At 53.2% G+C, this 13,158-nt stretch carries 5 protein-coding genes; 1 reads left to right on the forward strand and 4 read right to left on the reverse strand.

The annotated features are described in order from the left end of the window. Positions 1 to 82: 82 nt before the first annotated feature. A complete protein-coding gene (locus Q0W37_RS09640; RefSeq protein WP_297700978.1) occupies positions 83 to 1,882 on the reverse strand; it encodes an endo-1,4-beta-xylanase in 1,800 nt (599 codons plus the stop codon). Between the two features lie 361 nt (positions 1,883 to 2,243). Between Q0W37_RS09640 and Q0W37_RS09645 the strand changes: the two genes are divergently transcribed. Continuing rightward, entirely contained in the window at positions 2,244 to 3,707 is a 1,464-nt protein-coding gene (locus Q0W37_RS09645; RefSeq protein WP_297700980.1) for a PHB depolymerase family esterase, read from the forward strand. Between the two features lie 544 nt (positions 3,708 to 4,251). Here Q0W37_RS09645 and Q0W37_RS09650 read toward each other — a convergent pair. From Q0W37_RS09650 to Q0W37_RS09660, 3 genes are all read right to left on the reverse strand, one after another. Further along, positions 4,252 to 7,734 (reverse strand): glycoside hydrolase family 2 TIM barrel-domain containing protein, encoded by a 3,483-nt coding sequence (locus tag Q0W37_RS09650; protein ID WP_297700983.1) that lies wholly within the window; start codon positions 7,732 to 7,734, stop codon positions 4,252 to 4,254. A 208-nt stretch (positions 7,735 to 7,942) separates the two neighbouring features. Next, positions 7,943 to 10,012: a family 43 glycosylhydrolase gene (locus tag Q0W37_RS09655; protein ID WP_297700985.1), complete on the reverse strand. Its 2,070-nt coding sequence runs from the start codon at positions 10,010 to 10,012 to the stop codon at positions 7,943 to 7,945. A gap of 112 nt (positions 10,013 to 10,124) precedes the next feature. Continuing rightward, the gene (locus tag Q0W37_RS09660; protein ID WP_297700987.1) at positions 10,125 to 13,091 is read right to left on the reverse strand and encodes a glycoside hydrolase N-terminal domain-containing protein; all 2,967 of its coding nucleotides are present in this window, start codon (positions 13,089 to 13,091) and stop codon (positions 10,125 to 10,127) included. Between the last annotated feature and the right edge of the window lie 67 nt (positions 13,092 to 13,158).

Raw genomic sequence — 13,158 nt, forward strand, 5'->3', positions numbered from 1 at the left:
AGCATCCGCTCCGGGACCCGTTGTTTGGTGTATTGAGTATTTTAAAAGAGAGAGGCGTCCCGCGCTAGAGGCGGGACAGGGCTTATTTCGCGATACGGACGCTCTGCATTTCGCCGGTGAGGCGGTTACGCAGATAGTAGATACCGGAAGACTTCACCTCGTTGGAGGACTTGAGGATCTGCTTTGCGGCATCGAAACCATAGGCAGACAGCACGCCCAAGCGAACACCATGCGTATCGAACACAATGTAGTTCTGACGGGCATTGTTGTCGAAATGAACCTTCTGAGCAATCGAAGTAGTGCCTTCCTTCGAGATTTCGAACCAGTCGACATCGATATATCCCTTGGAAATTTCGAGAGTCAGGATCTGTTCGCCGGCTTCGAGCTTCATTTTTCCCTTGACCTGATCGAAGGAAGTCCAGGATTCACCGGTATATGCAAGCGTATCCGAAACAACATTGTCGCCGACCTTGAACAGGATAGAGCCCGATCCGTTAGCAGCTACGTTTGCCGTCACGGTATAGTCGCCGGCTTCTGCCACGTTGATGGTGTACTGGAAGTAGTTTCCTGTCGGGTTGCAACCAAGAACAAGACCGCCATTCTTTTCACCAATCTTAACAGATGTTCCCTTACGATAGGTAGTATTCCAAGTATCGTCACAATCGCCGCTAACTGAATAGGAGTTGTTGCCCTTACCCTTACCAGGAACGTCAAAGTCTTCAGCTTCAATCTTGCTCGAGAGATCATACGCCGTACCCTTGAACGGAGTCTGCGGTTCGGGGTCGACCGGGGTCAGAACACCCGTCGGAAGTCCTGTTTCGTTGACGCCCTGATTCTCGGCGAGGTACTGCTTCAACCACTTCATAGCGGCGCGTTCTTCACCATTCTGACGAATAATGCCAGAGCAGCCTTTCTTATCTTGTTCCTGATCAGAGCCGCACTTCAGCCACGTGCTACCGAAGACATAACCCCAAATCGTAATGCCAGCCACAAATTCCGATTCCATGAAGTACGAAATTTGTTCTTCGTAGCACTGCTTCTGGATGTTATCGTCCATGCTAGCAATGTCGTATTCAGAAATGAACAGAGGAATCTGAGTCTTGTCATAGATTTCCTGAACCGTGTTCTTCAGGGTATTGATGTTCAAGCAGGTTCCGCCACCACCGGTACCGCCCTGGCCACCGCCCTGGCTCATCATGTCATGAGCCTGCAAGCCATAGCCATCCACCGGAGCGCCGTTCTTCTTAATGGTCTGGATAAGCTGAATACCCTGGTCCTTGTTCCACTGAACGGTATTATAATCATTATAAATGAGGATTGCCTTCGGCCAACGTTCACGAGCCATCTTGAAGGCCGTAGTCACGAAGGTGTAGTCGCCATTGTTGTCGCCACCAAGGGCCTGAATAATCTTGGTGTTCGTGTAACCAGAGTGGTACTGTCCCTGACCCGTGCGAATAGCTTCGTTCACCACGTCAATCATTTCGAGATCGGGGAATTCCCTCTGAACGGCATCGAACCAAGCGGTAATGGCCTTCTTGGTTTCGTCAACGCTCAAGCTGCCCAACCAGTTCGGGTACTGCGAGCCCCACACCAGGGCGTGGAACTTGAAATGGGCTCCGTTCTGTTTTGCCCAGTCGTAAGCGCGCTTACAGCCGGAGAAGTTATAGTTACCGCGGGTTCCTTCGATAGAAGCCCACTTACATTCGTTTTCGGCCGTAATCTGGTTCCAATATGTACCGAAATCGGCACGAACCTGACCATTGGTCGTAATGTTTCCAACGAACTTGGCGGCATTTTCTGCCATGCCGACGCCGAAAGAGAAGGTTGACGCCGCAAGAGCAAGCGCTGCCACCTTTGTTACTGTAGTCAAAATATTTTTCATACACCACATCCTTTTTTAGAATATTCCATGCAAGAATAAAATTATCCTCTAAAAAAGGAAATTTCTCAAAGGGCATGGACAATTCTATGGACAAAATGTCCATAAGAGAGTAAACATTACAAAACAAACGTCCTGCAGTATGCACATGGATCTCATAAATCACGAACGTTTGCATAGGAAAAAATCCACACCCCCTCTGTAAGCGTAAAATAGCGAAACGCTTTTTACACGGAAATGTGTAATAATTTTCTTGAAAATAGTAAAAATTATTTAATTTCTATTGCAAAATCACTATAAATGTGTAAATTTATTCTCGGATTTAAATGTTTGGGAAGACTTTTAAACAAAAAAGGAGACACTTATGCGGAGTCCTAGACTTTTTAGCATAACCAGTAGCGCAATCCTGCTTTCCGCCCTTTGCAGCTCGGCTTTCGCCTGGAGCATCAATGGCGTGGTGAAATCCAAAATTTCCGGCCGTTTGCTCGGCGGCGTAAAAATCAGCACATTTAACATCGGGGGCTACGAAACGGTTTCCGCCGAAGACGGGACTTTCTCCCTCAGTGGAGAAGGCACCGACGCCCTCGCAGACATAAGAGCATCTAAGATGGCCATCCATATGGAAGGCAACATGCTCACGATATACAACGCGGATGCCCAGATTCTCAATGTATCCATCATTGACGCTATGGGCAAGGTTCTTAAGCAGAACAACGTTGGACAAGTCCAGGGTATTGTCTCTCTCGACCTGGGCAAGCTCGCTCGCGGCACCAAGTTCGTCCGCATCAACGCCGACAGAAACAACAGCACCTTCATGGTTACCGACAAGGGCGTAACCGCACTCAAGAAGGAAGGTGACATGCTCCCGATGCTCCAGTTCTCGTTGGCTGAGTACGCCAACCAGGTTTACCAGATGAAGGCCGAAGTCGAAACCGGCGTCGAAATCCTGATGGAAAAGCCCTCCAACACGAATTCGAGTTCGAGCGGAGGCGAACTGATTATTCCTTCTTCCAGCAGCAAGAAGCAGGATGACACCCCGGTGGATTGTACCGGCAAGACATACCAGGCCGGCGACCACAACATGAGCGTGAACGTGGACGGCAAGAACCGTACCTTCATTATGCATGTGCCGAGTACCTACACGGGCGATAAGCCGGTACCCCTGTTTGTCGACTACCACCCGATTGGTGGCAGCAGTGAAGGTCAGAAGAAAGATACGAAGTACAGAGCACTCACCGACAAGGAAGGCGTTATTGCCTTGTACCCGCAAGGTACCACCAAGACGATGGGCCCGGGCTGGAACGTAGGTCCGTGCTGCTCTAACGATGACGACCTCAAGTTCTCCCGTGAAATGATTGCCGCCGTGGAAGAAAAGGTCTGCATCGACAAGAAGCGCGTATACGCAGCAGGTTTCTCGATGGGTGGCGGTATGAGCAACCACGTGGCCTGCTTCATGTCCGACATCTACGCCGCAGTGGCTCCTGCTGCTATGGACCTGAACACCACGAACAGCGCCAAGTGCAATCCGGAACGTCCGATTTCCGTTATCATGTTCCGAGGCACGGCTGACCCGGTCTGCAGATACCAGGGTGGCGATAGCGGCTACAACGACGGTCTGAACTTCCTCGGAGCAGAAGGTAACTTCCAATTCTGGGCACAGAAGAACGGCTGTACAGGCGTCGCAACGACCAACGGCGACGGCTGTCAGGAATACTCCACCTGCCGCGACGGCGTGAAGGTTGTCCTCTGCACCAAGCAGGGGGGTGGCCACGAACAAGGCGATGGCAACATCGGCTGGCCGTTCTTGAAGCAGTTCACCTTGCCGTAACGTTTTACTCCTAAAAAAACACCTCCTGAAAAACCCAACCAAAGGAGCTCCCGCTTTTGCGGGAGCTTCTTTTTATATAAGAGAACAACGGCAAAAGCGAGCTCCAAAAGGTTAGCAAGCCGTTGTTCTCCCGGCGCTCCGACAGCGGACTTCAAGTCCGCTGCCTTCGTTTGGCATTATACGAAAGAGAACAACGGAAAGCGCGAACTCCAAAAGGCTAGCAAGCCGTTGTTCTCCCTTCGTTTCGACAGCGGGCGACAGGCCCGCTGCCTCAACTCGGCTTTATTCGAAAGAGAACAACGGCAAAAGCGAGCTCCAAAAGGTTAGTCAGCCGTTGTTCTCCCTTCGTTTCGACAGCGGGCGACAGGCCCGCTGCCTCAACTCGGCATTATACGAAAGCAACCGAAGGATTATGAGAACTGCGACTTGCGCGGACGGAAACGCCCCGGCCTTGGGCCGGGGCGTCATGCATGGGGTGTGGAGTTTCTTAGATCCCCGCCTTCGCGGGGATGACGACAAAGTGTCGCGGGGATGACGACAAGAGCTAGCGCACGTTGATGCGGAAGGCGTTGCCGGACTTAGACTTGACGAGGTAGGTTCCGGAGCGATTCACTGCGGCAGAGGTCTTTGCCTGCAGATCTTCGATGCCTACGGTCGTGAACTTCGCCACAAGGCGGCCCTGCATGTCGAACACGCTGTAGTTGCGGGTAACAGCAGATTCAGCGTTCTTGAAGACCATCGGCTGCACAGGAGTCGTCTGTTCCGGATCCGGATTTGCATCTTCGGTGATATCCTTCGTCGGCTGGTTCTCGTAGATCTTGTCACCCGGATACTTTTCAGCCGGAAGGTCGTTCCAGCCGAAGTTGCGGAAGCCGAGCAGCGAGTATTCGGTGGGGTCGTTCAGCTTTTTACGGATCGGAGCCAGGCGGAAGGTATGAGAGTATTCGCGGTTGGCAGGCAAGCGGTAAGCATTGAGCGGTTCGGCACCCCAGCTGTTGATGCCGCCAAGACCCATCTGGTGCAAGTCCACACGGAGCGTAATGTCCTTGTCGCGCTTGAGTTCCCACGGGAGCTTCACGTTGGTAAGCTGTTCCGGAGTGTAGTGCTGGGCGCTGAATTCCATGCGCGGGTTACCCACGATCATCAAGCCCTTGCCGTCGTTGTTGGTGAGCGTTGCCCACTTGACGTCGGTGCGCTGACCCGTTTCGCCAATTTCCATATACTTGACCGTCATAGAGTCGGCGAGCGTAGAATAGAGACCCATAAAGCTTCCGCGGTTACGACCCTGGTAGTTTTCATGAGGACCGCGACCGAACCAGCGGACTTTCTCGTAGCCACCCGGCACGGTGAAAAGCGTACCCACGTTCGGGAGGTAGCTCTTGGAGCCATCGGGGTTGAACGTGTAGCTCACCACAATGTCACCGCTACCGTACACATAGTAGGTCATCTTCATCTTGGAGCTACCCACATCCGGGAAGCTGAAGTTGAAGGTCACCTGGGTTTCTTGCGGAGAGACTTCCTTGACTTCGGAAGTCACGTTGCGCTTTAGGCTTGCCTTGCGCCATTCACCATGACCGCGTTCCATGTTGAAGCCCTTGTCGTTGTCGATCGGAGCGCGCCAGAAATTCGGGCGGCCGCCATCCTTGATAATGGTATCGCCATCGAGAATGTAGCTGGCGAGGGTACCCGCACTTTCGTCAAAGCGAATCTTGAAATCGGTTCCTTCGATCGAGAGACCGTCGGTCTTGTTCACCTTGTAGCTAGGCATAGAGCTGATATCCACTTCGGTAGACCAGAGTTGGCCCAAATCGATGCCGAACTGTTCATGACCCACGCTAAAGCCGGCCTTTGCCCAGAGTTCATCCTTTTTCAGGCGGAAATCGATATCCAGGAAATATTCAGCGCCAATGGAGGTTTCGATTTTCGGCATGTCGATGGTCACTTCTTTCTTTTCGTTCGGGCCAATGTTCATCTGGGTGCCGTTCAGCTTGCCTTCCTTAATGACCTTGCCATTTTCCTTGATAGACCAGTAAGCATCGAGGAAATCGCCCAGGTTCTTGTACAGGTAGCGGCTTTCAATCTGGATCTTGCCCTTTGCGGCATCCACATTCTTCACGCGAACTTGAGCATACTGATATTTGACTTCCCACATTTCCGGCTGGAGCGATCTATCGGGGAACACGAGGCCGTTTGCGCAGAAGTTGTCGTCGTTCTGCCAGTCGCCCCACATGCCACCGAACTCAAAGTATGGAGTACCCTGATGGCGAAGGCCCTGGTCGATAAAGTCCCAAATGAAGCCACCGAAGGAACGCGGGTTGCCGTAGAAGGCGTCCATGTATTCCTGCAGATCACCCACGGAGTTACCCATGGCGTGTTCGTATTCGCAGAGCATAATCGGCTTATTGGCGTCGTTGTAGCTGCGCACGGCGTCGGGGCCAAAATACATCCAGCTGTTCACATCGGCATTGTTCCAGTCGCCTTCGTAATGCACAAATCGGGTAGAGTCAATCTGGTGCGCACGTTCGCGTTCCGAGGCGAACACGTTACCGTTACCGGCCTCGTTACCCAAGGACCACAAGATAATGCAGGGGTGGTTCTTGTCGCGTTGCACCATGGAATTCATGCGGTCCACCGCCGGGGCGCGCCAGTCGTCGCTGTTTTTCGGAAGTTCGCTGTTGGCACCGTGGCTTTCCACGTTGGCTTCGTCAATCACGTAGATACCGTACTTGTCGCAAAGGTCATACATATACGGATTGTTCGGATAGTGCGACATACGGAGTGCATTGATGTTGAAACGCTTCATGAGGATCACGTCTTTTTCCATGCGTTCGTAGGTCACTGCGCGGCCGTCATCCGGATCGAGTTCGTGACGGTCCACACCGTGGAACTTGATGGGCATACCGTTCACGTAAAGACGGGGAGCGCCATTGTCCTTCTTGATTTCGATTTTCCTAAAGCCGATCTTGTTACTTTCGACCTGGATAATTTCGCCACTGGCATCCTTGATGGCAAGCACCGCCGTGTAGAGGTTCGGCGATTCGGCAGACCAGAGCTTGGGCGCCGTGTAAGGGATTTCGAAGTGGACACTCTTTTCGCCTCCGTTCGGATTGATGCCCGAAACCTTCTGGGCAGAAGGCGCAATCACTTCGGTTCCGTTCTCGTTGTACAGAGAAAGTTCAACGGTATAGTCGCCCGAAGCCTTGCCGGTAGAGTTGTAAATCCATGCGGTGGTTTTCAGGATACCGTCCTTGTAGTTACTTGCAAGAGTCGCGTCAATCTGGAAGTCCTGAATATGCACTTCGGGAACAGCGTAGATATAGACGTCGCGCATAATGCCCGCGAGGCGGATAAAGTCCTGATCTTCAAGCCAGGAACCGTCGCACCAGCGGAACACCTGCACGGAGATGTTGTTTTCGCCCTTGCGCAGGTACTTGTTGATATCGAATTCGTGGTCGGTGAAGGAGTCTTCGGCATAACCCACGTAGTTGCCGTTCACCCACACATAGTAAGCGGATTCCACACCTTCGAAATGCAGACGGATGCGCTTGCCCGCCCACTTTTCGGGAACGGTGAAGGTACGGCGGTAATGGCCCACCGGGTTAAAATCAGTCGGAGCACCCGGAGCAGAAACCCTGTTGTTCTGCGCCCACGGATAAATCACGTTGGTGTAAATCGGATGGTCGTAACCCAGCAACTGCCAAGAAGAAGGCACCGGGATTTCGTCCCAGCCAGAGACATCGTAATTGTCCTTGTAGAAGTCGTTGTTACGCTGGGCAGGTTTTTCTACATGGTAGAATTTCCACTTGCCCGAAAGGCTCTGGTACCATTCAGAAGCATGGCGGTCGCCCTTCACGGCTTCTTTGACCGTTGTATACGGCATCGAAGTCACGTGCGGCGTAAGCACGTTCACCGCGAAAACACGCGGTTTGCCGTTCCATTCGTCGTTGGGTTGCGAATACGCAACCGTTGTGAGTGCCCCGCACAAGGCGGCACAGGTAAAAGCTGACGAAACCAAGAAGTTCTTCATAATAACCTCACTTAATCTTCCACACCAATAAAAAGATATCTTTTGTATAACAAAAAAGAACTCCTATAAAAGGAGTTCTCGTTGATAAGTTGTCAACGCCTAGATTGCGTCGGCCCTTCGACAGGCTCAGGGACCTTATTCGGTCCTTTGCGTTGGCCCTTCGGCAGGCTCACTTCAGCCGTGCTTAGTGCAGGCAGGAACCTTTGGATTATTTCACCTGAACGCGCACAGTCTTGGAGTGGTTCACACCGCGCAAGATGTACATGCCATTCGCGTAACCCGCCTGCTTAAGGCTTGCAGAGAGACTTGCCTGAACATTGTCGATACGTCCGAGGAACTTGCCGGTGGCGCCGAACACGTTGTAAGACGCTGTCTGCGGGGCAAGCTGAACATTGCGAGCAACGCCGATAGAAGTGGGATTGCTAGGATCAACAAACTGAATCCAGTCCACGTTCAAGTAACCGCCGGTAATCAAGAGCTTGAGCACGTGTTCGCCCTTCTTGAGATCGACAGAGCCCACGTCAATCACCTTGTAGGTAGTCCATACGCTATCGACCTTCGGGGCAACAACCGATTCTGTGATTTCCTTGTCGTCAATGAACAGCTGCATCGCTGAGGTCTCGAATGCGGTTGCCACATTCGCCGTAATGTCGTACTTGGCATCGGAAGTGACGTTGATGGTGTATTCCATCCATTCGCCATCGTTCGTGTAACCGATGGCGTAGCCCGTGCAGGCGGCTTCCCCGCACTTGGAATCACTAATGTCTACGACGTCGACTTCGTCTTCGCGGTAGACCTTGCCCTGATTTTCGCGGTCGTTATCGTAGAAAGCCTTGTTGTGACCGCCCACGTCGTAGTTTTCGGCTTCGATCTTGCCCGGAATTGTCGCCGGCTTATCGTTGTAAGCTGTCTGCGGAACGGCAGTCTTTTCGCTTTCCATATACCAGTAGTCGAAATCGAACCCGCCCTGCTTTACCACAAAGAACAGATCGTCGACGCCGGCAGCATCGGTCACATCAAAGGTATGTTCTTCCCAAGCAGAACTTGCAGGGATATTCATGGACGCAAGGAGAGCGCCGTTTTCGGAACCGGCATGGAGTTCAAGCTTACCGCCGTTACCCCTGGTGCAAACGATAATGCGGTCGGCACCGTCGCCCATGTCCACAGAGCGCACCTTCGTATAGAATCCGCTGTTCATCTTGGTGAGGAACACATTGCCGTATTCGGCACCGACATGCTCGATGATGGTGTAACCGCCCGACGTATTGACAGTCATGCCGCCAACCCAAGCCTTGGTTTCGGCTTCCACGCGCACGAACGGGTCAAGGTTCTTGATGGGCTTCACGACGCCATTGTTGGTGGCGCGGATTGTGGGAATGGTACCGTCGGCATTCCAGGTGAATTCCTCGATGGCGGTAGAACGGCTGTAGCCGCCGCCCTTCACGTTTTTCTGGTTATGGTAGAAGAAGAAGCTACGGCCCTTAAAGTCGACAATGCCGGAGTGGACGGTGAACGCGGAACCCGGTTCGCTACTCGGCATAATGACTCCCTTGTAGGTCCAGGGGCCCGTCGGAGAATCACTCCAGGAATAGTCAATGGATTCGGGAATGCCACCGGCGGCGTAAATCATGTAATACTTCTTGCCGCGCTTGTGAATCCACGGGCCTTCGGTATACTTGCCGTTAAAGGTACTCATGTCGGAGACCTTGATGTCGCTTGCGCATTCGATCATGTTCTCCTTGAGGGGGCAATAATAGAGCTTCGGGTTACCCCAGTAGAGCCATGCCTGGCCATCGTCGTCAATAAATACGGTGGGGTCGATGTAGTCCCAGTTGGGGCCCGCCAAGTGCTTGCCGTTCAGGGCATCCTTGAAGGGGCCTTCCTTCTTGTCGGACACGGCTACGTTGACGGCGCGGCCGCCGCGGGTGGATTCCACGGTCACGTAATAATAGTACTTGTCGTTGCGGCGAATACATTGAGATGCCCAGTCGCCGTTTTTCTTGGCAGAACCGTTGAAGTCTCCCGCTTCCAAAATGAGGGTGTTCATGTCGGTCCAGTTCACCATATCCGTGGTGCACGATACGCGCCAGCCGTGCATCGTGAAGAAGCTGCCGCCCTCGTCGTTGCCGGAATAGGTGCAAAGCGTATCGCCGAACACGACAGGCGCCGGGTCCGGAGAATAATAGGTCTGGATAAGCGGGTTTTCGGCCATAGCCTGCGTGCAAAGCCCGAAACCAACAAGGGCTGCAGCCACCTTAACGCTCTTTGCAAACTTCATAATCTTATCCCTTTTCGCCTAAAAAAGGCGACTTTCATAACTCACCACGATAAAGATACCCTTAAAAAAGAGCAAAAATCCACGCGAAAAGCACATTCGCGTGGACAAGTTATCAATATGCCTTGATTTTGAGCGTTTTTTGCAGGTTACCGCTCTTGACAACCGCAATATAGGTTCCCTGCAGCAGGCGACCATTTTTGCCGAATTCCACCAGGGAATTACCGCTACCCTGCCGTTTGGCCACCATGTTGCCGTTCGCCGTATACAGGCGGACCTCGAAATCGCCGTCGGTATTCACCATCAGGGCCACCGAGGCGCGGGCCATCGACACTTGACGAACCGAGAGCGCGCTTGCCATGCGAGCCACCGTCGGAATGGCCGTCGGGTCACTATCGAAGTTGTACCAGTCCACATTCATCAAGAAGTCGGTTGTACCGGAATAAGTGAACTTGAGAGTCTGTTCGCCCTTGTCGAGCGCGATCTGAGTCGAAGTTTCGTACCAGTCGTTCCAGCCCTTGGTCCTTGCGGGGTCCACCGTAAGCATTGCCAGAACCTTGCCCGTAGAATCGCTTACCGTAATGGTCGACTTTTCTTCGGCAGCGCTTGCCACGCGGGCAGTAAGCGTATAGGCGCCAGCAGTCGGAACCTTCACCAGGTATTCGCTGTAGTCGCCATCGTTAATCCAGCCGAGATTCGGCACGCCTTCTTCGTCGGGTTCAATCTGCACGCCATCCATGGCGGTGTAGCTTTCGGCTTCGAGCTTGCCCGGGAGCGTGACCGGCTCGAACGGCTGATTCGTGAGTTTGAGGTTGCCGTCGAATTCGTAAACCTTGCCCGGCACCGTCGTCGTGGTGAACTTGTTAGAACCATTCACAATGTTCAGCGTCTGGCCCACATCGGACTTGACCGCCACATAAGTGAGCTTGCCACCCTTCCAGGCCATGGAATCGATTTCGAAACCGCCGCGGGCGCGAATGCCCTTGATGCTACCGTCTTTCCACTGCGAAGGCAATGCCGGCAACAAGTTGATTCGGCCGTTATGGCTCTGCATGAGCATTTCGTTCACGCCCGAGACCGCACCGAAGTTACCGTCAATCTGGAACGGCGGATGGGAATCGAACAAATTATTGTAAGTCTTGTTCGGCGTCAGCAGCATGCGAATCATGGTGTAAGCGTGATCGCCGTCGTGCATGCGGGCCCAAAAATTAATCTTCCAAGCCAAGGACCAGCCGGTCGCATCGTCGCCGCGCTGCTTGAGCGTAACGCCTGCGCCCTTGATCAAGTCGGGAGTTTCTTCCGGCGTAATCTGCGCACTCGGGAAAAGACCGTACAGGTGCGAAATATGGCGGTTCTTGTTGTTCGGGTCATCCCAATCCTGCAGCCATTCCGTAATTTGGCCGTACTTACCCGTCTTTGTAGGCGGCAGGCGCTTTACCACCGCTTCCATCTTGGCGCGGGCCTCTTCGTCGACGCCCAGAATCTTGGACGCCTCAATGGTGTAATTCAGCACGTCGCGAATAATCTGGTTGTCCATGGTCGGGCCAAAGCAAACATTGTAGCCGCCGTGGTCATTTTCCGGAGAATCACTCGGAGCAGTCACCAAGTATTTGTTGCCTGTTTCGGGCTCTTCAACCAGGCTATTCACGAAGAAGAGCGCCGCCCCCTTCATGGTCGAATAAACGTCTTGCAAGTAAGCCTTGTCAGTCGGGTTGAACAAGAAATGTTCCCACAAGTGCGTGCTGAGCCAGCCGGCACCCGTCGGCCACAAGCCCCACGCGCCATCGATAGGTGCGGTACGGTTCCAGAGGTCGGTATTGTGGTGTTCCACCCAGCCTTCGTCTACGCCCCAGTGCACCTTGGCAGTCTTTTCGCCCTGCGGCACCATGCTCTTGATTTTGTCGATGAGCGGCCACACGCATTCGCCGAGGTTCGCCGTCTCTACCGGCCAGTAGTTCATTTCGAGGTTAATGTTCGTGGTGTACTTGCTGCCCCAAACCGGGTTCGTATCCTTGTTCCAAATGCCCTGCAAGTTGGCGGGCTGGCCACCCTTGCGCGAGCTCGAAATCAGCAAGTAACGGCCGAACTGGTAATGCAGTTCCACCAAGGAGGGGTCATTCGTGGAATTGAAATTCTTGACGCGAGTGCTGGTAATGTCGCCTGCGCTCTTGTCGGGTTCGCCCAAGTTCAAAGAGACGCGATTGAAAATCGTCTGGTAATCCTTGAGGTGCGCGGCAAGCAAGTCATCGTAAGACTTTTTTGCGACCTTCGACATAATCTCTGTTGCGATTGCACCCGGGTTGCCCGAGACATCGTTATAAGACTTGAAGTTCGTAGCCGTGGTGAGCACGAGCATTGCAGAATTTGCGCCCTGCACGTTGATTTTGCCGTTCGCGACCGAAACCGTGCCGCCGTCGGCCACCACGTTCAGGCGATTTTGGAACTTGATGGAATTCACCGTCACGTCGTAAACGAGCGTGTTGCCGCTGCTCGACATGCTGTTGCTACGGTGCGGAGTCGTCATGGTGGCGCCAAAGCTCACCGAGCCGCCTTTGTCGGCCGTGAGGTGCACCACGATCACGTGGTCCGGGTAGCTTGCAAAATATTCGCGCGTGTAGTTGACGCCGCCGGCCGTGTACGTCGTTTTTGCGATAGCCGTTTTGAGGTCGAGTTCGCGGCGGTAGTTTGTCGCGCCCGAATGCGACGTGGTAATCACCAGGTCACCCACCGGCTGGAAACTTGCCGGGCCTGGGCCAATCATATAGTTAGACACGATAGATTCCGCCGTGCGGTAGTCGCCGCGGAACATGGCATCGCGCGCGTCTTTCAAGTGGCTTGCCGCCCCCTGCTTGTTGTTGTCGCCCGGGCCGCCCGACCACACGGTACTTTCGTTCAGGCCGATAATGTCTTTTGTAACGCCACCGTAGACAATGCCGCCCATGTAGCCGTTGCCAATGGGCAAAGCATTCGTAAATTCGGTACCCGCATCGCTATTGTACCACAATTTGAGGGGATTTTCGGCAGCAACAGCAAACACGGCTGCACACGCCAAAGTACCAAACACTATGCCCAGCGTTCTCATAAGAACTCCTAAAAATTTCCAACCACAATAAAATTAGCCCCAAAAACAGGCTAAAAACCGCCCCAAA

This window comes from uncultured Fibrobacter sp., assembly GCF_947166265.1.
GTDB lineage: Bacteria > Fibrobacterota > Fibrobacteria > Fibrobacterales > Fibrobacteraceae > Fibrobacter.